The 21,906-nt window shown below is 66.3% G+C and carries 20 protein-coding genes, 1 tRNA gene and 1 riboswitch; of the genes, 11 read left to right on the top strand and 10 right to left on the bottom strand.

The genetic code is table 11. The features are described from left to right. Positions 1-93: 93 nt before the first annotated feature. Positions 94-735, top strand: coding sequence for an NAD(P)-dependent oxidoreductase (locus tag AvAM_RS00775; RefSeq protein ID WP_137745305.1), 642 nt, complete (start codon positions 94-96; stop codon positions 733-735). 135 nt (positions 736-870) lie between these two features. Here AvAM_RS00775 and AvAM_RS00770 read toward each other — a convergent pair whose 3' ends face one another. The 5 genes from AvAM_RS00770 to AvAM_RS00750 all read right to left on the bottom strand — a co-directional run bounded on the left by AvAM_RS00770 (position 871) and on the right by AvAM_RS00750 (position 7,039). Further along, positions 871-2,151, bottom strand: coding sequence for a TRAP transporter large permease subunit (locus AvAM_RS00770; protein ID WP_137745304.1), 1,281 nt, complete (start codon positions 2,149-2,151; stop codon positions 871-873). A gap of 33 nt (positions 2,152-2,184) precedes the next feature. Further along, positions 2,185-2,754 carry a TRAP transporter small permease gene (locus AvAM_RS00765; protein WP_137745303.1) on the bottom strand — a complete coding sequence of 190 codons (570 nt, stop codon included), beginning with the start codon at positions 2,752-2,754 and terminating at the stop codon, positions 2,185-2,187. A gap of 130 nt (positions 2,755-2,884) precedes the next feature. Then, positions 2,885-4,114 (bottom strand): fumarylacetoacetate hydrolase family protein, encoded by a 1,230-nt coding sequence (locus AvAM_RS00760; RefSeq protein ID WP_171012099.1) that lies wholly within the window; start codon positions 4,112-4,114, stop codon positions 2,885-2,887. Between the two features lie 53 nt (positions 4,115-4,167). Then, positions 4,168-5,949, bottom strand: a complete 1,782-nt coding sequence (locus AvAM_RS00755; RefSeq protein WP_137745302.1) for an IlvD/Edd family dehydratase — start codon at positions 5,947-5,949, stop codon at positions 4,168-4,170. A 70-nt stretch (positions 5,950-6,019) separates the two neighbouring features. After that, on the bottom strand, positions 6,020-7,039 hold the full coding sequence (locus tag AvAM_RS00750) for a TRAP transporter substrate-binding protein (RefSeq protein WP_137745301.1): 1,020 nt from the start codon (positions 7,037-7,039) through the stop codon (positions 6,020-6,022). Between the two features lie 155 nt (positions 7,040-7,194). Here AvAM_RS00750 and AvAM_RS00745 point away from each other — a divergent pair, with 155 nt between their 5' ends. The 3 genes from AvAM_RS00745 to AvAM_RS00735 all read left to right on the top strand — a co-directional run bounded on the left by AvAM_RS00745 (position 7,195) and on the right by AvAM_RS00735 (position 9,787). Continuing rightward, entirely contained in the window at positions 7,195-8,169 is a 975-nt protein-coding gene (locus AvAM_RS00745) for a LysR family transcriptional regulator (RefSeq protein ID WP_137745300.1), read from the top strand. A gap of 114 nt (positions 8,170-8,283) precedes the next feature. After that, the gene (locus AvAM_RS00740) at positions 8,284-8,769 is read left to right on the top strand and encodes a hypothetical protein (RefSeq protein ID WP_063462625.1); all 486 of its coding nucleotides are present in this window, start codon (positions 8,284-8,286) and stop codon (positions 8,767-8,769) included. Between the two features lie 136 nt (positions 8,770-8,905). Continuing rightward, positions 8,906-9,076: riboswitch (FMN riboswitch) on the top strand. Between the two features lie 150 nt (positions 9,077-9,226). Then, positions 9,227-9,787: a 6,7-dimethyl-8-ribityllumazine synthase gene (locus AvAM_RS00735; RefSeq protein WP_137745299.1), complete on the top strand. Its 561-nt coding sequence runs from the start codon at positions 9,227-9,229 to the stop codon at positions 9,785-9,787. 114 nt (positions 9,788-9,901) lie between these two features. Here AvAM_RS00735 and AvAM_RS00730 read toward each other — a convergent pair whose 3' ends face one another. Next, on the bottom strand, positions 9,902-11,497 hold the full coding sequence (locus AvAM_RS00730; RefSeq protein ID WP_137745298.1) for a methyl-accepting chemotaxis protein: 1,596 nt from the start codon (positions 11,495-11,497) through the stop codon (positions 9,902-9,904). Between the two features lie 314 nt (positions 11,498-11,811). Between AvAM_RS00730 and AvAM_RS00725 the strand changes: the two genes are divergently transcribed. Next, positions 11,812-13,449 (top strand): ankyrin repeat domain-containing protein, encoded by a 1,638-nt coding sequence (locus tag AvAM_RS00725; RefSeq protein WP_137745297.1) that lies wholly within the window; start codon positions 11,812-11,814, stop codon positions 13,447-13,449. Positions 13,450-13,525: 76 nt separating this feature from the next. Here the strand turns inward: AvAM_RS00725 and AvAM_RS00720 are convergent, their stop codons facing one another. Beyond that, entirely contained in the window at positions 13,526-14,800 is a 1,275-nt protein-coding gene (locus AvAM_RS00720) for a CaiB/BaiF CoA-transferase family protein (protein WP_137745296.1), read from the bottom strand. 249 nt (positions 14,801-15,049) lie between these two features. Then, on the bottom strand, positions 15,050-16,246 hold the full coding sequence (locus AvAM_RS00715) for an acyl-CoA dehydrogenase (RefSeq protein WP_137745295.1): 1,197 nt from the start codon (positions 16,244-16,246) through the stop codon (positions 15,050-15,052). A 176-nt stretch (positions 16,247-16,422) separates the two neighbouring features. Here AvAM_RS00715 and AvAM_RS00710 point away from each other — a divergent pair, with 176 nt between their 5' ends. The 4 genes from AvAM_RS00710 (at position 16,423) to AvAM_RS00695 (ending at position 19,017) form a co-directional block, all read left to right on the top strand. Beyond that, positions 16,423-17,367 carry a LysR family transcriptional regulator gene (locus tag AvAM_RS00710; protein ID WP_137745367.1) on the top strand — a complete coding sequence of 315 codons (945 nt, stop codon included), beginning with the start codon at positions 16,423-16,425 and terminating at the stop codon, positions 17,365-17,367. A gap of 87 nt (positions 17,368-17,454) precedes the next feature. Beyond that, the gene (locus AvAM_RS00705) at positions 17,455-17,670 is read left to right on the top strand and encodes a hypothetical protein (RefSeq protein WP_137745294.1); all 216 of its coding nucleotides are present in this window, start codon (positions 17,455-17,457) and stop codon (positions 17,668-17,670) included. Between the two features lie 166 nt (positions 17,671-17,836). Then, entirely contained in the window at positions 17,837-18,736 is a 900-nt protein-coding gene (locus AvAM_RS00700; RefSeq protein ID WP_137745293.1) for a DUF6279 family lipoprotein, read from the top strand. A 101-nt stretch (positions 18,737-18,837) separates the two neighbouring features. After that, positions 18,838-19,017, top strand: coding sequence for a hypothetical protein (locus tag AvAM_RS00695; protein WP_094288260.1), 180 nt, complete (start codon positions 18,838-18,840; stop codon positions 19,015-19,017). Between the two features lie 841 nt (positions 19,018-19,858). Here the strand turns inward: AvAM_RS00695 and AvAM_RS00690 are convergent. Beyond that, entirely contained in the window at positions 19,859-20,029 is a 171-nt protein-coding gene (locus AvAM_RS00690) for an Arm DNA-binding domain-containing protein (RefSeq protein WP_249367851.1), read from the bottom strand. Positions 20,030-20,205: 176 nt separating this feature from the next. After that, a tRNA-Leu gene (locus tag AvAM_RS00685) sits at positions 20,206-20,290 on the bottom strand. Between the two features lie 40 nt (positions 20,291-20,330). Here AvAM_RS00685 and cysM point away from each other — a divergent pair. Both cysM and AvAM_RS00675 read left to right on the top strand, forming a co-directional pair. Then, on the top strand, positions 20,331-21,233 hold the full coding sequence (gene cysM, locus AvAM_RS00680; RefSeq protein WP_137745292.1) for a cysteine synthase CysM: 903 nt from the start codon (positions 20,331-20,333) through the stop codon (positions 21,231-21,233). A 99-nt stretch (positions 21,234-21,332) separates the two neighbouring features. Beyond that, a complete protein-coding gene (locus tag AvAM_RS00675) occupies positions 21,333-21,899 on the top strand; it encodes an NUDIX domain-containing protein (RefSeq protein WP_137745291.1) in 567 nt (188 codons plus the stop codon). Positions 21,900-21,906: the final 7 nt, after the last annotated feature.

Genomic DNA, 21,906 nt, shown 5'->3' with positions numbered 1-21,906 from the left:
GCTTCAAGGAGAAGGCATTTTCAGCCCTCTACCGCGCACTTTGACAAGCCCGTAATCTCACCCCATCGCAACTTTGACCCCAGGAGACCTCCCATGAACATCGCCCTGATTGGTGCCACCGGCTTTGTCGGCTCGGCCGTGCTGAATGAACTGCTGCAACGCGGCCACCGCGTGACCGTGCTGGCCCGCAACCCTGGCAAGCTCACCCCCCGCGAAGGCCTCACGGTGGTCGCCGCCGACGCGCAGGACGCTGCCCAGGTGGCCAAGGCCGCCGCAGGCCACGACGCCGTGGTGAGCGCCTACAACCCCGGCTGGACGGTGCCCGACATCCACGACCAGTTCCTCAAGGGCACACGCGCCATCATCGACGGCACCAAGCAGGCGGGCGTGCGCCGGTTCCTGATGGTGGGCGGCGCCGGCAGCCTGTTTGTGGCGCCCGGCCTGCAGCTGGTGGACACGCCCCAGTTCCCCGCTGAATGGAAGCAGGGCGCCTTGGCCGCCCGCGAGGCGCTGAACTGGATCCGCACCGAAAACACGCTGGACTGGACCTTCCTCTCGCCCCCCATCCTGCTGCAGCCCGGCGAGCGCACCGGCCAGTACCGCCTGGGCGACGAAGCCCCGCTGATGAACGGCGAGCAGCCCGGCAGCATCAGCGTGGCCGATCTGGCCGTGGCGATGGTGGACGAACTGGAAACGCCGCGGCATGTGCAGAAACGGTTCACGGTGGCGAACTGAGGCATTGCGCCAGTGTGCCGACCGCAGGTGGAGGAGCAGTCAAAAGGCCGAAAGCTCCTCTTTTGATAGCTAAATAGGCATGATGGATGCGCGGAAGCGGCCAAAAAGCTTTAAGTTTTTCAGCCAAACAGCGGATCACCCGATGAACCACCGCATCGGCACCAGCACGATCGACGGAAACAGCACCATCAGAAACATCATGGCGAACTGGGCGACCATGAATGGGATCACGCCCCGGGTGACCTCGTCCATGCGCATCTTGCCCACGCCTGCCACCACGTTCAGCACGGTGCCGACTGGCGGAGTGATGAGCCCGATGGCGTTGTTGATGATGAACAGCACGCCGAAATAGACCGGGTCGATGCCTGCGGCCTTCACCACGGGCATCAGCACGGGCGTGAGGATGAGGATGGTGGGCGTCATGTCCATGGCGGTGCCCACGGCCATCACCAGCACCATGATGGCGATCAGCAGCAGCGTGGGGTGCTCCATCAGCGGCTTGAGCAGGCCCACCAGCTGGCGCGGGATGTCGGCTACGGTGATGAGCCAGGCGCTGACCATGGCGGCCGCCACCAGGAACATGATCACCGCTGTGGTCTTGGCGGCGCTGGTGAACACCTCTGCCAGTTGGCGCCAGTGCAGCTCGCGGTACACCACCGTTGCTACGAACAGGGCGTAAACCGCAGCCACCGCCGCCGCCTCGGTGGGCGTGAACACGCCCATCTTCAGGCCCACGATCACGATCACTGGCAGGAAGAGTGCCCAGGTCGATTCCTTGAGCGCCTTCAGCTTCTCGGCCGTGGAGGCCTTGGCCGGCGGCGTGACGTTTTCGCGCTGCGAGACCCAGTACCAGGTGACCGCAATCGCCAGCCCCATCAGCAGCCCCGGCACGATGCCCGCCAGAAAGAGCTTGCTGATCGACACATTGGCCGCCACGCCAAACACCACAAAGCCGATGGAGGGTGGAATGACCGGCGCGATGATGCCCGCCGAGGCGATCAGACCGCCTGCGCGGGCCTTGTCGTGCCCGGCCTTCACCATCATGGGCAGCAGCAGGGCCGCGAGTGCCGCAGTGTCGGCCACCGCCGAGCCCGACAGCGCCGCCAGCATGCAGGCCGCCAGGATGGCGACAAAGCCCAGCCCCCCGCGCTTGTGCCCCACCAGCGTGAGCGCGAGTTTGACGATGCGCTGCGACAGCCCACCCACGTTCATGATCTCGCCCGCCAGCATGAAGAAGGGCACGGCCAGCAGCGGAAAGCTGTCGGCGCCGTTGATCACGTTCTGCGCCAGGATCTGTGCGTCAAACAGGTCCAGGTGCCACATCAGTGCGACGCCGGACACCAGCAGCGCGTAGGCAATCGGCACGCCGATGGCCATGGCGGCGAGCAGGGAGCCGAGGAAGATAAAAACGGTCATGGAAGAGCGCTCCAGGTCATTGCGGTGGGCGGCTCACTGGCGCGAGGCCGTGGGCGCCGGGGCTGCGTGTGGCAGCTGGCTGCCCACGGAGGCCAGTTCTTCGGACTCGGAGATCTGCACCAGCTCGCTGTCCGGCATCTGTCCCGACACGATGCGCCACAGGTCCAGCGCCAGCAGCAGGCCCGCCGCCACGGCAAACACTACGCCCGACGCATAAAAGATGGCCATGGATGCACCGGTGACCGGCGCATCTACATCCCAGTTGATGCGCGCCTGCGTCAGTGCGCCGCTGAACAGCAGCCAGGTGCACCAGATCATCAGCGCGTAGCTCAGGGCCAGGCAGATGCGCTGGCCCAGCGGCGGAAGGCGCGCCAGCAGGAAGTCGGTGCCCAGGTGCCCACGCTCGCGCACCGCAACGATGGCGCCCAGGAAGGTGATCCACACAAAGAGCCAGCGCGAGACCTCCTCGCTGATGGTGATGCCGGAGTTGAACGCATAGCGCAGCACCACATTGCCGAACACCATGGCCACCATCACGGCCAGCGCCAGGGCGATGAGCAGGTTGATCCAGCGGCAGCAGCGGTCGATGAAGGCATTGAGCATGGGTGTCTCCTGTGTCTTTTGATGGGTCAGCGGCACTCGCCTCAATCCGTTCACGCTGAGCTTGTCGAAGCGCCGCGCGAGGCTTCGACACGCTCACCCCAAACGGCTGGGCGAATTTGGATTTCATTCACTACAGCACTGCGCCCTGCAGCAGCCCGCGCTGCGCCAGGTTGGCCATGAAGGCGCGCAGGCCAAAGCGCCAGGGCGGCGCGGCCTCGCTGTGCGCCACGCGGTTGTGCAGGCCGCCCAGCCAGGCGCTCTGGATGGACACCAGGTCGCCCAGGTGGTGGGTGAAGCCGCCGCCCGGCTGGTCGCGGTCTTCGATGGGGGCGAACAGCGTGCCCATGAACAGCATGAACCCATCCGGGTACTGGTGCGCGGCCAGCGTCTGCGCCACCAGGTCGGTAGGGTCACGACTGATGCTGGCCATGGTGTTGATGCCGCGCAGCTCAAAGCCATCCGTGCCCGCCACGCGCAGGTGCACCGTCTCATTGCGCACCTGTTCCAGCCCGAAGCTGGCGTCGAACAAGCGGATGAACGGGCCCAGTGCGCACGATGCGTTGTTGTCCTTGGCCTTGCCCAGCAGCAGCGCGCTGCGGCCCTCGATGTCGCGCAGGTTCACGTCGTTGCCCAGCGTGGCGCCCACGATCTGGCCCCGGCTGTTCACGGCCAGCACCACCTCGGGCTCGGGGTTGTTCCAGGCCGAATCGGAGCGGATGCCGATGTCGTCGCCACAGCCCACCGAGGCCAGCACCGGTGCCTTCGTGAACACCTCGGCGTCGGGGCCAATGCCCACCTCCAGGTACTGCGACCACAAGCCTTTGTCCTGTAGCAGCGCCTTCAGGCGCATGGCCTCGGGCGAGCCGGGGCGGATGTCCGCCAGGTTCTCGCCGATGAGGCCGATCACCTGGCTGCGCAGGCCCTGCGCGCGGGAGGCGTCGCCGCGCGCCTGCTCTTCGATCACGCGCTCGATGAGGCTGGCCGCAAAGGTCACGCCCGCAGCTTTTACCACCTGCAAATCGCACGGGGCCAGCAGCCAGGGGCGAGTGCCGTCGCGCGCGCCGGGCTGGCTGTTGGCCAGCAGGTCTTGCACGCTGCACAGGTACTGGCCGGTGGCCGTGCGCACCGCATCGGCGGGCGCCAGGGTGTCGAGCAGCGTGCTCATGGTGGGGTAGTGCGCGCTCAGGTCGAACACACCTTCTGGCCGCAGTGCCACCACGGCCGGGCCGGGCACCGCCCCTTGGGGCGCCCACACACGGCCCACCAGCGTGCCCTGCAGGCCGTCGTCGGGAAGCACTTGCAATGTGGCGTGGGGCGCACAAGCCCGTTCGGCAACTGCCGCTGCCGTCATGTTGTTCATGGAGAGTCCTTTGAAAAAAGCCGGGTGAGCGCGATTGCCCCACCTGGTCGTTGTCAGTGGTTGTGACGTGGCGTCTTTTCAGAAATGCGCCGGAAGCCCAACGCGAAGTCCAGCGTGGCGCCGTCGGCCAGCTGCCCGGTTTTCTCGCGGTACAGCGCTTCCCACGGCGACTGGCTCGCGGGCACGGGCGGGGCGGGCAGGTCACGTCGTCGGCGCGCGATTTCCTCGGGGGCGACCAGCGCATCACAGCGGCCGGTGTTCAGGTCGATGCGGATGGTGTCGCCGCTTTGCAGCCAACTCAGCCCCCCGCCCACGGCGCTTTCGGGCGATGCGTTGAGGATGGACGGGCTGTCTGCCGTGCCCGACTGGCGTCCGTCGCCCAGCGTGGGCAAAGTGTTGATGCCGCGCCGAATCAGCGCGTCCGGCGGCTGCATGTTCACCACTTCGGCCGAGCCCGGCCAGCCGATGGGGCCTGCGCCGCGCATCACCAGGATGCAGCCTTCGTCGATGTTCAGTGTCGGGTCGTTGATGCGCGCGTGGTAATCGTCTGCGCCTTCAAAAACCACGGCACGGGCTTCAAAGATGCCCTCCTGCCCTGGGCGGTTCAGGTAGCGCTGGCGGAAGGCCTCGGAGATGACCGAGGTCTTCATGATCCCGAAGTCGAACAGGTTGCCGCTGAGCACCATGAAGCCAGCCTTTTCCATCAGTGGCTGGTGGAACGGGCGGATCACCTCGCGGTCATGGGTCTCGCGGCCTTGCAGGTTCTCGCCGACCGTCTTGCCGGTCACGCTGGCGCAGTCGGCATGCAGTTTGCCTGCCTGCTGTAGCTCCCACATCAGTGCAGGCACGCCGCCGGCGCGGAAAAAGCGCTCACCTAAGAACTGCCCCGCAGGCTGCATGTTCAGCAGCAGGGGCAGGTCGTAGGCATGGTCGGTCCAGTCCTGTGCATCGAGCTGCACGCCCGCGTGGCGCGCCATGGCCATGATGTGCACCTGCGCGTTGCTGCTGCCGCCGGCCACGCTGACCACCGAGAGCGCGTTCAAAAAGCTCTCGCGCGTCAGGATGCGCGAGGGGCGCAGGTCTTCGTACGCCATCTCCACGATGCGACTCCCGGTCTCGTACGCCATCTGCCCGCGCTCGCGGTAGGGCGCGGGAATGGCCGCGCAGCCCGGCAACGACAGGCCCAGCGCCTCGGCCACCGCGTTCATGGTCGAGGCCGTGCCCATGGTGTTGCAGTGCCCGGCCGAGGGCGCGCTATTGCAGGCGCGCTGCAAGAATTCTTCTTCGTCGATCTCGCCCGCCGCGAGCTGGCGGCGGCTGCGCCAGATCACGGTGCCCGAGCCCACCAGCTGACCTTCGTGCCAGCCGTCGAGCATCGGCCCGCCCGAGAGCACGATGGCCGGGATGTCCACCGTGGACGCGGCCATGACGCCCGCGGGCGTGGTCTTGTCGCAGCCCGTGGTCAGCACCACCGCGTCGATGGGGTAGCCGTACAGGATCTCCACCAGGCCCAGGTAGGCCAGGTTGCGGTCCAGCGCGGCCGTGGGGCGGCGGCAGTTCTCAAAGATGGGGTGGACGGGGAACTCCATCGGGATGCCGCCCGCATCGCGGATGCCATCGCGCACGCGGCGCGCCAGGTCCAGGTGGATGCGGTTGCAGGGCGACAGGTCGCTGCCCGTCTGCGCAATGCCGATGATCGGCCGGCCCGAGCGCAGCTCTTCGGGTGTGAGCCCGTAGTTCATGAACCGCTCCAGGTACAGCGCGGTCATGTCCGAGCGCTCGGGCGCGGCAAACCATTCGCGGGAGCGGAAGGGGCGGCGGGGTGTTTTGGTCATGGGGTCGGAGCGTCGCAAAAGAAGGGCTGGGCGCAGCCAGGAGCTGCGCCCCGGGGAACGAACCAGTGGCTTACTTGCCGCCCCGCGCCTTGGCCAGCTCGCCCATCAGCTCGCTGGTGGTCTCTTCGCCAAACTCCTTGCCGTACTTGGCCAGCACGGGCTGCAGCTTGGTGCGCAGCTTGGCCTGTTCGGCGGCGGGCAGTTCGGTGATCTGCATGCCGGCCTTCTTCAGCTCGCCCAGGGCGGTTTCACTGAAGGCGCGGATGGTCTTGCGTTCGAACACCGTGGCCTCGCGGGCGGCCTCCTGCACGATCTTCTTCTCGTCGGCCGAGAGGCCGTCCCAGGTCTTCTTGGAGATGAGCAGCACCCAGGCGCTGTACATGTGACGCGACAGCACCAGGTGCTTTTGCACTTCATAGAACTTGCTCGCCAGGATGGTGGCGGGCGGGTTTTCCTGGCCGTCCACGGCCTTTTGTTCCATGGCGGTGTACAGCTCGGTGAACGGCATGGGCGTGGCGTTGGTGCCCAGGGCGTTGAAGGTGTCGAGGAACAAGGGGCTCTGGATTACGCGCAGCTTCAGGCCTGCCAGATCATCGGCCGTGTTGATGGCCCGGCGCGAGTTGGTCACGTGGCGAAAGCCGTTTTCCCAGAAGCCCAGGCCGATCAGGCCCTTGTCGGGCAGCATGGCCAGCAGCTTCTGTCCGAAGGGGCCGTCCAGCACCGCGTCGGCTTCTGCCTCGTTGTTGAAGGTGAGGGGCAGGTTCAGCACACCAAAGGGCTTGATCAGCGACATCAGCGTGGACGAATCGGGAATCGTCATCTCCAGCGTGCCGCCGCGCAGGGCCGAGGTCATGCTCACGTCGTTGCCCAGGGCGCCGCTGGCAAACAGTTTGGCGTTCATCTTGCCGCCGCTCTTGGCCTGCAGGCGTTCGGCAAAGTGGCGCACGGCCTGGGCCTGCGGGTGGTCGTCGCTCAGGCCGATGCCGACCTTGAAGGTGTGTTCCTTGACTTGTGCCGCGACGGGGGCGGCGAGGGCTGCCAGCAGCGTGGCGGCAAGCGCCAAGGATTTGGCGAGGGAAGTGAATTGCATGGTGTCTTGTCTCCGTTGGAATGGCTGACCCCGTTGGCGAGGCCTTCGGCGCCTGCGGCTTTTTGGGGCCAGCCGTCATGAACGCAAGGCGAAGGTTAGGTTTCACGCCCCGGCGGGTCCACTGAATGTTTTGCGACAATCCATTCCAAACGCTTATGAGTCCAGACGAATTTCCGGGTAAACCCTTGTCTTTGGCGCAGGCCTGCGCGCGGCTGCGCTTTCGGCATTTGCAGTTTCTGGACATCCTGGGCCGCACACGCAACCTGCGGCTCACGGCCGAGCAGATGCATGTCACGCAGCCTGCGGCCACCAAGATCCTGATGGACATCGAGGAGATACTGGAAGCGCGCCTGTTCGACCGCCTCTCGCGCGGCATGCGGCCCAACGAGCTGGGGCTTTTCACGCTGCGCTACGCCAGCGCCGCGCTCGATGGGCAGCGCAAGTTTGTCGATGAATTCAATGCGCTCAAGCAGGGCGGCCACGGCCATGTGACAGTGGGCGCCATCACCGGCTCGGCCGCGCATGTGCTGGTGGCGTCGGTGGTCGAGATCCAGCGCCTGCGGCCCCTCTTGGTCATCAAGATCCTGGAGCAGAGCAGCGACCAGCTCATCGCCTGGCTGGCCGAACGCAAGATCGACCTGATGATTGGCCGCTTCACCACCGAGGACCAGCGCAGCCAGTTCCACTACGACCACCTGTCGGCCGAGCCGCTGCATGTGGTGGGCGGGCAGCACCACCCGCTGCGCGGCGCCACCGACCTGTCGCTGACCGAGCTGGCGCACTGGCCGTGGATTCTGTACCCCGCCTCCACGGCGGTGCGCAAGGTGTCGGACGATCTGTTTGGCGGCGCGGGCCTGGCGCTCACGGCGGGGGTGGTGGAGACGCCGTCCTTCCTGTTTGCGCTGGAGCTGATGAACACCACGCACATGATGTCGCTGCAGCCCGCCGCGCTGATCCAGAAATACGTGGACCGGGGCCTGCTCTCGCGCATCCCCGTCGAGCTGCCCGACCGCATGCCCAGCTATGGCCTCATCACCCGCCTGGGCGAGCCGCCCACGCCCTCGGCACAGGCCTTCATCGACGTGCTGCGCGAGACGGCGGGCGTGGTGCCCGACGCTTCTGGGGACTAACTAGCCCTTCGTAGTGCACGGCCTTTTTCGATAACCAACGGTTATTGAAAATTGGGGCCACTGGGCCCTGCCGTTATGCTCTGCGCCCTTTCCCGCAACCCAGGCCTTTTTTCCATGACCGACGCACCCGATACGCCCGACACCATCCAGGAACCCCGCTGCTGGAGCGACGGGCGCTGGACGGCGCAGGTCATCAAGAACGAGGACGACGATGGCTGGGCCGTGGCCATGACCTTGAAGGGCGAGGCCGAGCCCGCGCTGGTGGGCCCCTGGACCATGGGCCGCGACAAGAAGAACCCCAAGCCGCTCGACGTATCGGCCTTCCACACCCTGGTCAAGACCGCGAGCGAGGTGGTGCGCCGCCATGAGCAGCAACTGCACGCGCAACTGAACAAGAGCGTGCACATCACCACCGCAGACGGCCAGCGCTTGCGCGTGGCGCTGGCCATCGTGCCCGACGAGGAAGGCGCCACGGCCACGCTGAGTGCGCAGGACGAGCTGGGCGAGGAACTGGCCCGTGCGTCCGCGCCGCCCACCTTCAAGCTCACACCCGCCAGCGCAGCGGCCTGGGCCGAAGGCGGGTTTCAGCGCGTGCGCTGAACAGACTTCGGCGTTCAGCACAGCCCGAGCCACAGAAACCGCCACTGCCAGTGCAGGCAATCGCCTGCGCGACGGCGTGCCGTGTGCCCGCCGCCTAAAATCCTACCCGTCGGCCCCGAATGACCTTTGGGGCCGACAGCGTTCTCAGGGCGGGGCGGAATTCCCCACCGGCGGTATTTGTTGGTTGAAAAACCAGCAAGAGCCCGCGAGCGCCTGCGGTGCCGTTCTTCGGAGCAGGCCTGCAGGGTCAGCAGATCTGGTGCGAAACCAGAGCCGACGGTCACAGTCCGGATGAAAGAGATCGCGAAACCCACAGCACCCGCCATGGGTGGCTGGGTCCTAGGTGTTTGCCTGCGTGCTTTGTTGCGCGCTGGCATGGCGCTGGGCCTGCGCCGCCCTATGCAGGTGCCGTGTTCGCGCGCGCCCTGATTCTGGTATGACCTGTTTTGAGGAACCCATGAATCAGTCTTCTGCTACTTCTTCCGTCTCTCCCCTGGCCCCTGTCGTCGCCCACCGTGGCGCCCGCGTGGCCATCATCAGTGCCAGCTGGCACCAGGACATCGTGCACCAGGCGCGCGACGCGGCCCTGGCCGAGTTCGACCGCCACGGCCTGCCGCCCGCGCAGGTGGCGCTGTTCGACGTGCCCGGTGCGTTCGAGATTCCGCTCTTGGCGCGCAAGCTCGCGCGCAGCGGGCGCTATGACGCCATCGTGGCCTGTGCGCTGGTGGTCAACGGCGGCATCTACCGCCACGAGTTTGTGACCACCGCTGTCATTGATGGACTGATGCGCGTGCAGCTCGACACCGAGGTGCCCGTGATGTCGGCCGTGCTCACGCCGCGCGACTTCCATGACCACGAGGACCATGTGCGCTTCTTCCGCGAGCATTTCGTGAAGAAGGGCACCGAGGTCGCCCAGGCCTGCCTGCAGACCATGGCCTACCTGCGCAAGCTGGCATCGCCCACGCTGGCCACACCCCAGCAGGCCACGCCTGCGGTGGCCGAGGCCGTGGCAGCCTGAGCGGGCCTGGCAACGCCCCCCGCCCTGTCCGATAACGCTGTAATGCTATTAAATATATAGCTATAAGGGCATGATGGACGCGCGGTAACGACCTTTTTTTCCATAGAAAGCCGCTCAGGTCGCGGCCAGCCGGGGCTGGCGGCCCACGGGCGCCGTGGGGTTTGCCAGGGCCGGGGCATCCGTCTCTGCCAGCCGGAACACTGCCACCGCCTGCACCAGCTGCTGCGCCTGCACCTTGAGGCTGTCGGCGGCGGCGGCACTTTGTTCGACCAGGGCCGCGTTCTGCTGCGTGGCCTGGTCCATCTGCATCACCGCTTCACCCACCTGGGCCACGCCCGCACTTTGTTCGCTGCTGGCGGCGCTGATCTCGCCCACGATGTCCGTCACGCGGCGGATGGAGGCCACCACTTCGGTCATGGTGGCGCCCGCCTTGTCTACCAGCGTGGTGCCTTGTTCCACGCGCTCCACGCTGGCGTGGATCAGGCCCTTGATCTCCTTGGCGGCTTCGGCACTGCGCTGCGCGAGGTTGCGCACCTCGCTCGCCACCACGGCAAAACCCCGGCCCTGCTCACCCGCGCGCGCCGCCTCCACAGCGGCGTTCAGCGCGAGGATGTTGGTTTGAAAGGCGATGCCGTCGATCACGCTGATGATGTCGGCGATCTTCTTGCTGCTGTCGTTGATGCCCTTCATCGTGGTGACCACCTCGGCCACCACATCGCCGCCCTGCACGGCCACGGTGCTCGCACTCACCGCCAGCTGGTTGGCCTGGCGCGCGTTTTCGGCGTTGGCCTGCACGGTGGAGCTCAGCTCTTCCATCGACGCCGAGGTTTCCTCCAGCGCGCTCGCCTGTTGCTCGGTGCGCGCGCTCAGGTCGTTGTTGCCCTGCGCGATTTCGGTGCTGGCCATGGCCACGCTGTCAGCGTTGTGGCGCACCCCGGCCACCACGCGCGACAGGCTTTGCTGCATGGCATGCAGCGCGTTGAGCAGCATCGCGATCTCGTCCTTGCCCTGCACATGCCGCGCCACCGTCAGGTCGCCCCCGGCCACGGCCTGCGACACGCGCACCGCGTTGTCCAGCGGGTTCACCACGGTGCGGCTGAAGGCCACGGCCCCCGCAATGCCCAGGGCACACACCACCAGCATCACGCCCAGGCTGATGGTGGTGGCGCGCTGCGCGGTGGCGGCGGCGCGTTCGGCCACCTCGCTGCTGGCCTTGGCGATCAGGTCGCCCGCCTGGTCCAGCAGCTGCGAGGGCTCGCGGTCCATGCCCGCCACGGCCTTGTCCCCCACCTGCGGGTCGTGGTCGGCGGCTTTGAAGGCTTCAAACCCCTTGCGGTAGGCCGCGCCCATGCGTTCGTGGGCCTGCGCAAACTGGCTCACGCGCTCGCGCCCATCGCCCGGGGGCAGGGCGGCGATCAGCTTTTGCGCCTCGTCCTTGATGGCCTTTTCCTGCTTTTCAAACGCGGCCCAGTAGCGCGTGAGCTGGGCCGGGTCCTTGCCGCGCAGCAGCACGTTTTTCCATTCCTGCACCTGCACCTTGAAGTTGTTGAGCATGGCGGCTGCGAGCCGTTCGTTCTCGAAGCTTTGCGCCACCGTGGTCTGGTAGGTGTCCAGCGCCTGGTTCAGGCGGCTGATGCCGAACAGTGCTGCCGCAAACAGCAGCAGCAAGGCCACGGTGAAGGCGAGGGGGAGCTTGAGGCTGAGCTTCATGGCGGACTCCTTGGTTTTTGTGGCAACCAGCGTGGGGGAGCGAAGAAGACTGCAGATACGCACCACACATGCCATGCATGTAGCGCGATATGGGTTTTTAAAGCAGGTTCTGACGCATTGTGGGCTGTTTGTAATTTTTTGTACAAGCATTTTGCTGAAGCGCGCGGGTAAGATGCCGCCCTGCGCGGAAGCAAGCCGCGCCCGGGCCTGCGGACAGGGTGCAACCCACTTGCCAACACCATGCGTTGTTGACCTTTTCTTCCTTTGTGCTGCCGGAACTGCAGGCCGTCGGTGTTCGATGCACGGAGGTTCTCGTGAAACGTCTTCCCCCCCGGCCCGATCTGGGCCACCTCAAGAAACAAGCCAAAACCCTGCTGGCCGAGGCCCGCGCAGGCGATGCCGCCGCACTGGCGCGCCTGCAGCCGCTGGCCTTGCCCGCAGGCACCGATCTGCGCCTGCACCATGCGCAGTGGTGCCTGGCGCGCGAGCATGGCTTTGCCTCGTGGCCGCAGTTCCAGGCGCTTGTGCTGGCCCGCCGCGCACTGGTGGATGACCCCGCGCGCGCCACGCAACTGTGGCTGCGGCTGGTGTATGCGGGCGACATTGCCGGTGGCAACCACACCGCGCGGCCTGCGTTGGCCGAGCAGCTGTGGGCCGAGGGCGCCATGCCGCAGGCAGAGCAGGACATCTGGCTGGCCTGCGCCGTGGGCGATGTGGCCCGGCTGCGCGACCAGGTGGCGCGCGACCCTGCCTGGGTGCACCAGCCCGGCGGGCCACTGCAGCTGCCGCCGCTGATCGCCGTCACCCATTCCAGCCTGGCGCGGCTGCCCGCGTTTGCCGACGGGTTGTTGGCCTGCGCCGACCTGCTGCTGCGTGCGGGCGCAGATGCCAATCAGCGCGTGGGCAGCCGCTGGCCCCCTGCATCGCTGCAGGCTCCGGATACTTCGCACCCGCTCTCAGCCCTGTACGGCGCGGTGGGTGCTAACCACCATGCGGGCATCACCCGCCTGCTGCTGGCGGCGGGGGCCAACCCCAACGATGGCGAGTCGCTGTACCACGCGCTGGGCAGCCTGGAGTGCACGCGCCTGCTGCTGGAGGCGGGTGCACGGGTGTCTGGCACCAACGCCCTGCACCACGTGCTCGACATGGACGACCTGCCCGCACTGCAACTGCTGCTGGCCCATGGCGCAGACCCCAACGAACCCCTGGGTGGCAGCGCCCCCGGCGCCGCGCCGCTGCTGTGGGCGCTGCGCCGCCGCAGGTCGCAGGCCCATGTGCAGGCGCTGGTGGCAGCGGGGGCCGATGCTGCGGTGGGCACTGCCGAGGGCACCCCCGCGCACATCCAGGCGTTGCGCTACGGCCTGCCGGAGGTTGCAGCCTTTCTGCGCGGTGTGCAGGGTGTGGGCGACATCCCCCCCGGCGAAGCTTTTGTCGCGGCCTGTGCGCAGGGCGACGAAGCGCAGGCGCATGTTTTGCTGGCCGCCCAGCCGGGCCTGGTGCAGCGGCTGACGCCCACCCTGCAGCGCCTGCTGCCCGAGCTGGCCGCGCAGCCGGACTGCGGCGATGCCGTGCGGCTGATGGTGCGCCTGGGCTGGCCCATCGACACGCCGGGCGGCGACTGGGACGGCACGGCGCTGCACCACGCCATCTTCCGGGGCGATGCAGTGCTCACCCGCTTCTTGCTGGAGCACGGCGCGCGCTGGCAGGCACGGCATGGTTTTGAGGACAACGCCTGTGGCGCGCTTGCCTGGGGTTCCATCAACACGCCCGAAGACGGTGGTGACTGGGCGGGCTGTGCCCAGGCACTGCTGGATCACGGCGTGCCGCCTGCTGCACCCGATCCGAACGGATCGGACGCGCTGTGGCTGGACGGCCGGTGGATGCGCTTCTCGGACGAGGTAACGGACTGCCTGCTGGCGTCGGCCGCTTTGCCGGGGCATTCAGCACCTTAGGCCCAGAAAGAACAATGCCCCGCATCCTGTCGGTGCGGGGCATTGTTTGATGTGCGTCGAGTGGCTTTGCGCGCGGCTACACCACGCCCTGCGCCCGCAGCGCCGCAATGCGCGCCGCATCCAGCCCCATCTCGGCGAGCACTTCATCCGTGTGCTGTCCCAGCGCCGGCGGCGCATTGCGCAGCACCGGCGGCGTGGCCGACAGGCGCAGAGGGCTGGCCACGCCGGTGATGTGCTGCACGCTGTCCGTGGCGGCCTTGCCGTCCTTCCAGCGCGGAAGCGTCACGGCCAGGCCGCGCGCCTTCACCTGCGCGTCATCGAACGCCTGGGCAATGGTGTTGATCGGGCCGCAGGGCACGGCCTTGTCTTCCAGCAGGGTGATCCAGTCGGCCGTGGTGCGCGTGCGGGTCACGGCTTCCATGGCGGGGATCAGGTCGGTGCGGTGCTTCACGCGCAGCGTGTTGGTGGCATAGCGGGGGTCGGTGGCCCACTGGGGCTGGCCGGCCGCGGCGCAAAAGCGCTGGAACTGCCCGTCGTTGCCGATGGCCAGCAGCATGTTGCCGTCGGCGGTCGCGAAGTCCTGGTAGGGCGCCAGGCTCGGGTGGCTGTTGCCCATGCGCCCGGGCGCCTTGCCCGTGGCGAGAAACCCCGATGCCTGGTTGGCCAGCACGGCCATGCCCACGTCGAGCAGCGCCATGTCGATGTGCTGGCCCTGGCCCGTGCCGTTAACGGCGTTGTCGCGCACGTGCAGCGCGGCCAGGATGGCGTTGCTGGCGTACAGGCCGGTGAACAGGTCGATCACGGCCACGCCCACGCGCATGGGGCCGCCGCCGGGTTCGGTGTCGGCCTGGCCGGTGATGCTCATCAGGCCCGTCATGGCCTGCACCATCAGGTCGTAGCCCGCGCGCTCGGCATAGGGGCCGTCCTGCCCGAAACCGGTGACCGAGCAGTAGATGAGGCGCGGGTTGAGTGCCCGCAGACTCTCATGGTCCAGGCCGTACTGCTTCAGGCCGCCGACCTTGAAGTTCTCGACCACGATGTCGGCCTCCAGCACCATCTGCCTGATGAGCGCCTGGCCCTCGGGCGAGGCCATGTCGATGGTGACCGAGCGCTTGTTGCGGTTGCAAGCGGTGTAGTAGCTGGCCTGGTTGGTGTCGTTGCCCTCGGCGTCCTTCAAAAAGGGCGGGCCCCACTGGCGCGTGTCGTCGCCCACGCCGGGGCGTTCTACCTTCACCACATCCGCCCCCAGGTCGGCCAGCACCTGCGTGCACCAGGGGCCCGCGAGCACGCGGGAGAGGTCGAGGACCTTGATGCCTGCGAGGGCGCCAGCGTTGGAGTGGGATGTGGTCATGGGTACTATTAAATTGATAGCTTTTAAGGCATGTCCAGAGCGCGGAAACGGCCTAAAAAGCTTGGAAGTTGCGGGGTGTGCCCTGTTCAACTCCCTCTCCCCTCGCGGGAGAGGGTGGGGGAGAGGGGGCGATCAGGCACACCGCTTGCGCCGCTGCCCCCTCTCCCCCGGCCCCTCTCCCGCGAGGGGAGAGGGGAGTTCTCACCGCCGCAGCGTGCAGCGTGCAGCGGCCAGAAGGTCTTCTTTGCTTCAGTTGGCGAACGCGGCGATCCCGGTCTGTGCCCGGCCCAGGATCAGCGCGTGCACGTCGTGCGTGCCTTCATAGGTGTTCACCACTTCTAGGTTCACCAGGTGGCGCGCCACGCCGAACTCGTCGCTGATGCCGTTGCCGCCCATCATGTCGCGTGCCAGGCGGGCAATGTCCAGCGCCTTGCCGCAGCTGTTGCGCTTGATGATGGAGGTGCCTTCCACGCTGGCCGTGCCCGCGTCCTTCATGCGGCCGAACTGCAGGCAGGCCTGCAGGCCGATGGCGATCTCGGTCTGCATGTCGGCCAGCTTCTTCTGGATGAGCTGGTTGGCGGCCAGGGGGCGGCCAAACTGCTTGCGGTCCAGCGTGTACTGACGGGCCGTGTGCCAGCAGAATTCGGCCGCGCCCAGGGCGCCCCAGGCGATGCCGTAGCGCGCGCTGTTCAGGCAGGTGAAGGGTCCTTTGAGGCCCTGCACTTCAGGGAACGCGTTTTCTTCGGGCACGAACACATCGTCCATCACGATCTCGCCTGTGATGGAGGCGCGCAGGCCCACCTTGCCGTGGATGGCGGGGGCCGTCAGACCCTTCCAGCCCTTTTCCAGCACAAAGCCGCGGATGGGGCCCACAGCGCCGCCTTCGGACACTTCCTTGGCCCAGACCACGAACACGTCGGCCACGGGGCTGTTGGTGATCCACATCTTGCTGCCCTTGAGCTTGTAGCCGCCATCGACCTTGTAGGCGCGCGTGGCCATGCTGCCGGGGTCGGAGCCGTGGTCGGGCTCGGTCAGGCCAAAGCAGCCAATCCACTCGCCGCTGGCCAGCTTGGGCAGGTACTTCTGGCGCTGGGCTTCGCTGCCGAATTCATAAATGGGCACCATCACCAGCGACGACTGCACGCTGGCCATCGAGCGGTAGCCCGAATCCACGCGCTCCACCTCGCGGGCGATCAGGCCATAGGCCACGTACGACAGGCCGGGGCCGCCGTACTGCTCGGGGATGGTGGGGCCCAGGAGACCCACTTCGCCCATCTCGCGGAAGATGCTCACGTCCATCTTTTCGTGGCGGAAGGCATCCAGCACGCGGGGGGCCAGCTTGTCCTGGCAATACACGGCTGCCGCGTCGCGGATGGCGCGCTCGTCGTCCGTCAGTTGCTGGCTCAGAAGGAACGGGTCATCCCATTGAAAAGCGGCGTGGGCCATGTGTGTCTCCAGGTCAGGAAAGGGAAGAAAAAACGAATCTGGAACGCATCGTAGGCCTGGGAGCTATGGCCCGCAAGCGAGTTCTTTTCATCCAGACATGCGTTTATGGAATGTATGGAATACTTGCCGCAGACAGCTTTAAGGGCTGGCTGACTCCTTACAAGTTCCTCTTCATCATGCGCCGCAACATTCCATCGACCCAGGCCCTGGCCTGTTTTGAAGTCGCCGCCCGCCACGAGAGCTACACCCGCGCCGCGCAGGAGCTGTCGCTCACCCAAAGCGCCGTGTCGCGCCAGATCCAGGCGCTGGAAGAATTTTTGGGCGTGGCACTGTTCCGCCGCACGCGCCACGGGGTGGTGCTGACGCCTGCGGGCGCGCACTATGGCCGCCAGGTGGCGCGCTGGCTGCAGGGGCTGGAGCGCGACACGCTCGACGTGATGGCCCACCAGGGCGAGGGCGGCACCATCACGCTGGCGGCGGTGCCCACGTTTGCCACGCGCTGGCTCATCCCGCGCCTGCCGCAGCTGGCGCAGGCGCACCCCGACATCGTGGTGCACATCGACACCCAGACCCGGCCCTTTTTGTTTGCCGACACCACGTTTGACGCCGCGCTGTACGCGGGCACGGCCGAGCAGGTGAGCAACTGGCCAGGCGTGCAGGCGCAGTTACTGATGCACGAAGACGTGGTGCCCGTGTGCAGCCCCCGCCTGCTCGAATCTGCTGCGCCCCGGGGGCTGGGCCGCGCCCACCAGCCGGTGGCCGCCGAGGCGCTGGCCGACCTGCCCCTGCTGCAGCAAAGCACACGCCCCTACGGCTGGCGCCAGTGGTTCGATGCGATGGCGGTGGATGCGCCGCATGCGCTCGATGGCCCGCGCTACGAGCTGTTCTCCATGCTGGCCGTGGCGGCCACGCACGGCATGGGCGTGGCGCTGATCCCGCCGCTGCTCATCGAGGCCGAGCTTGCCAGCGGCGAGCTGGTGGTGGCCTGCAACCGCCCGTTGCGTGGTGAGCGGGCGTATTACCTCATCAGCCCCGCGCAGGTCCAGCCCCCGGTGCTGGCCACGTTTGCGCGCTGGCTGCAGCAGATGGCCGAGGCGGCGGGCGCTCCGGTTGCGGGATGACGCGCTTGCGTCCACCCGGGCGGTGAACTAATCTGGCTGCGCGGAAGTCTGTCTTTCATTCAGCAACTTTGTTGGAGAGCGACCACCATGACCACTTACCACGCTCCGCATTTCGACCCCACCGTGGACGAGATTGCAACCCTCAAGCAACTGGAGATGGGCGAAATCATCACCCTGCCCCACGCGCTCAAGGACCATGTCTCCGGGCGCCTGCTGGAGTGGGGGTTTGTCACCAAGGGGCCTGGGGGAGATCTGGCCATCACGGCCAGCGGCCGCCAGCTGATTCGGCGGCAGGACAACTGAAGCGCCCTGTACGAGCCCCCCGCCGGGTGCACTGGCCAGTGCCCCGGCATTGACCCGGGCGATGCGTCCAGTCGCAATTCAGAGATGCCTGACTGGGTATTCGGGCGCGCACAGGCACTTGCCGGGCCGCCGTTCTATCCTGCGGCCTTCTTTGCGAGGTCTGCCCATGTTTCCTCTTCGCACCACTATCGGTGTGGTCGCCCTGGTGCTGGCTGGCCTGCTCCTGGCAGGCTGCAGCACCGTGAAGCTGGCCTACGGCCAGGCCCCGCAGTTGCTGGCCTGGCAACTGAACCGGTATCTGGACCTGTCGCAGCCGCAGGCCGAGCGGGTGCGTGACGAGCTGGCCGAGCTGCACCGCTGGCACCGCGACACCCTGCTGCCCGAGCACGCCGGGCTGCTGCAAAAGCTGCGCCAGCAGCTGCCCGCCCCCATGTCCCCCGAGCAGGCCTGCCGCGCCTACGCCGACCTGCGCACCCAGATCGATCAGCTGCTGGCCCGGGCCGAGCCGTCGCTGGTGTGGCTGGCTTCGGACCTGTCCGAAGCCCAGCTCCGCAGCCTGCAAAAAAGGCAGGCTGACAGCAATGCCGACTGGAAAAAGGAGTGGCTCGACCCCACCCCGGACAAGCTGCGCGAGCACCGCTATCAGCAACTGCTATCGCGCACCGAAGACTTCTACGGCAGCCTGCAGGAGCCCCAGAAGGCCGCGCTGCGCCGCTACATCGCCCAGTCGTCCTTCGACCCGCAGCGCACCTACGCCGAACGCCTGCGCCGCCAGACGGACCTGGTCCAGGTGCTGCGCCAGATGGCGCAGGAGCGCGGCAACACTGACCAGGCCCGCACGCTGGTGCGCGGCTACCTGGCCCGCCTCAACACCTCCCCGGACGCGGCCTACCAGCGCTACGCCCAGGCGCTGGTGGAAGAAGGCTGCGCCGGTTTTGCGGCAGTGCACGCCACCATGACCCCCGCACAGCGGCTGCGGGCCGTGGCCTCGGTCGGTGCCTACGAACAGGACTTCATCACCCTGGCAGCCCAGCGGGTGTCGCGCAGCGACCCCGTGCCCCAGTGACCCTGCATGGATAGGACGGGTGGCGCAAGGGCAACAATTCCATGGCCTTGCCCGCCCGTTTGGGTGGATCATCGTGTCCTTGGCACCTGCAGGAGACCCCCATGAACCAGGCTGTCTATCTGAAACTCAAGGGCATCGTGATCCAGGACCTCATCAAAAACCCGCGCCGCGTGTCGTTTCACGAGCGGGAACTCAAGAGCGAAGGGCTCACGCCAGAGTACCGGCGTGCTGTGGAAGAGGCACTGGAGGAGCTGCGCGCGGCGCAGCGGCGCAGGGGGTAGCCGGGCACAAAAAAGTCCGCAAGGAGCAGAAGGCCCTGGTCATCCACCAAAACAGTGACCCCCTCGAAGCCATGGCCCGCAACTGGATCGAACACTAGCCTGCAGGCTGGGAGCCCTGGGCAGCATACAACCCTCAGTCGAAAACGGCGTCTTCCCCACCCTTGGTTCATGCCCCATGGCCAGCCTCAAGCCCGAGACCTGAGGGAAGCCGTCAAGCAGGTTGAAGTAAGGGGCACCGCCGACCAAGCGGGCCGCGTGCTGTAGTGCGCGAAAGCCATCTACCGCTGGGTCGTCGCCCACTGCCGCATTGATACCAACCCCATGCTCGAGTTGGTGTCCTCGGAAATCCTCAAGCCCAGCACAGTCCAACGCAGGGCGAAAGAGAGCCGCTGATAGCAGCCCATGCGGCACCCCACTTCGTGCCACCTCCTCCACGAGTGGGAGCAACACCAGGGCGGGGCCGGAATCGCAAATCAGCCCGTAGGCCGCATGAAATCTATGTTTTTGATTTTTGTTTTCAAAAAGTGCCGTCAAAAATACCAACATTTTTCGACGCGTCTTGCTTGTGGCGCAAATCAAACGCTATGACGCGTCCTGACCCTCTGTGATTCTCTCGGCGGTCGCGAACCGGTACATGGGCCACTCGCACCGGCCACTGCGGCCTGGCTGTGGGCAAGAAGAGGCGCCTCTGGATGCGCGTAAAAGAGATTCTCCGCAGCGGGGAGTGGGTCGCCGAGATAGCTGGCAAAACCGGCCCTAATGCGGCCCTCGCGCGGCCCCACGGGGTGAACCTGGGCCGCTCTACGGAGAACTGTCGCAAGCTAGTGCAGCGTGTTCACGCCTACACACCCAACGCTAGGGTTTTCTGCTTTGCCAGGAAGCGGTAGCTCATCCGCCAGTATTTACCCGCGCCTTTGACGTGGAGATACAGCCCCTGACCATCTGCGTACTTTTCGCCCGCTTTGGACCCAGTGGGTTTCACGTTCTTCACGAAGGTATCTGTCAATGCCATGGATGCCCCTTTTGTTGGTATCTCTGGCGTTGGTATTTCCAGATACCTACGCAGATACCAACAATTTGTTGGTATGTCATGGTAGCTAGTGAGGTGACGCGAGACAAAGAAAAACCCGCTACACCTATGAGATGTAGCGGGTTTGATCCGTCTTGATGCTATCTGAGAGCATTAGATGGTGCCCGGGGCCGGAATCGAACCGGCACGCCTTGCGGCGGGGGATTTTGAGTCCCCTGCGTCTACCAATTTCACCACCCGGGCTGGAATTCGTGAAGCCCCAAATTATGGCACAGTAGGGCGCATGAAATATCCGACGATTGAAGACGCGGTGGGCAACACGCCGCTGGTGGCGCTGCAGCGCATTGGGGCGCAGGACAACGGGGCGCGTGGCAACGTGGTGCTGGGCAAGCTGGAGGGCAACAACCCGGCAGGTTCGGTCAAGGACCGGCCCGCGCTGTCCATGATCCGCCGCGCCGAGGAGCGGGGCGACATCCGCCCCGGTGACACGCTGATCGAGGCCACGTCGGGCAACACCGGCATTGCGCTGGCGATGGCGGCGGCCATCAAGGGCTACCGCATGGTGCTGGTGATGCCCGAGGATTTGTCCATCGAGCGCGCGCAGACCATGAAGGCCTTTGGCGCCGAGCTGGTGCTCACCCCCAAGAGCGGTGGCATGGAACACGCCCGCGACCTGGCCGAGGCCATGCAAAAGCGCGGCGAGGGCAAGGTGCTGGACCAGTTTGCCAACCCCGACAACCCGCGTATCCACTACGAAACCACCGGCCCCGAGATCTGGGAGCAGACGGGTGGGCGCATCACGCACTTTGTGAGCGCCATGGGCACCACGGGCACGATCACGGGTGTGTCGCGGTTCCTCAAAGAGAAGAACCCCGGCATCCAGATCATCGGCGCGCAGCCAGAGGAAGGCTCGCGCATCCCGGGCATCCGCAAGTGGCCGCAGGAATATTTGCCCAAGATTTACGACGCCAGCACCGTGGACGAGCTGGTGTACGTGAGCCAGGACAACGCCGAAGACATGTGCCGCCGCCTGGCGCGCGAAGAAGGCATCTTTGCAGGCATTTCGGCCGCGGGCGCCTGCTGGGTGGCGCAGCAGATCGCCGCGCGCGAGAGCAACGCCACCATCGTGTTTGTGGTCTGCGACCGGGGCGACCGTTATCTGTCCACCGGCGTGTTCCCGGCCTAAAGGCGTGTCCCAGCGCCGCCGGGTCTGCAAAATGTGAATGAAATTGGCTGCTTGCGCGCGATGGATAGGCGCTAGTAGCTATCAAAATAATAGTAAATCATGCACTACGAAGTTCGCCACTGCACCCACTGCGGCACCGCGCTGCAGCCCATCACCCTGGCCGAAGACGGCGGCGATAAGGAGCGCCTGCGCTGCCCGGCCTGCGGCTGGACCCACTGGAACAACCCCACGCCTGTGCTGGCTGCGATCGTGGAGGTGGATGGCAAGGTGCTGCTGGCGCGCAACGCGGCCTGGCCGGCCAAGATGTTTGCGCTGATCACCGGCTTCATGGAGGCGGGCGAGTCGCCCCAGGAGGGCATTGCGCGCGAGGTGAAGGAAGAAACCAACCTCGACGTGCAGTCCACCACCCTGGTGGGGGCGTATGAGTTCCTGCGCATGAACCAGATCATCATTGCCTACCACGTGGTGGCTAAGGGGCAGGTCAAGCTATCGCCCGAGCTGGTGGACTACCGCTTTTATGACCTGCATGAACTCAAGTGCTGGCCCGCAGGCACCGGCTACGCGCTGGCCGACTGGCTGCGCACGCGGGGGCACGAGCCCGTGTTCTTCACGGCAGAGGAAAATGAGGAGCGCCGCCGTGGCCTGAACCTGCCGCCCAAGGACTAGAAGAGAA

It is taken from the genome of Acidovorax sp. NB1, from assembly GCF_005405905.1.
Classification (GTDB): Bacteria; Pseudomonadota; Gammaproteobacteria; order Burkholderiales; family Burkholderiaceae_C; genus Acidovorax.
Note: the sequence above shows the minus strand (reverse complement) of the source record. Positions and strands in the feature narration are given on the sequence as shown.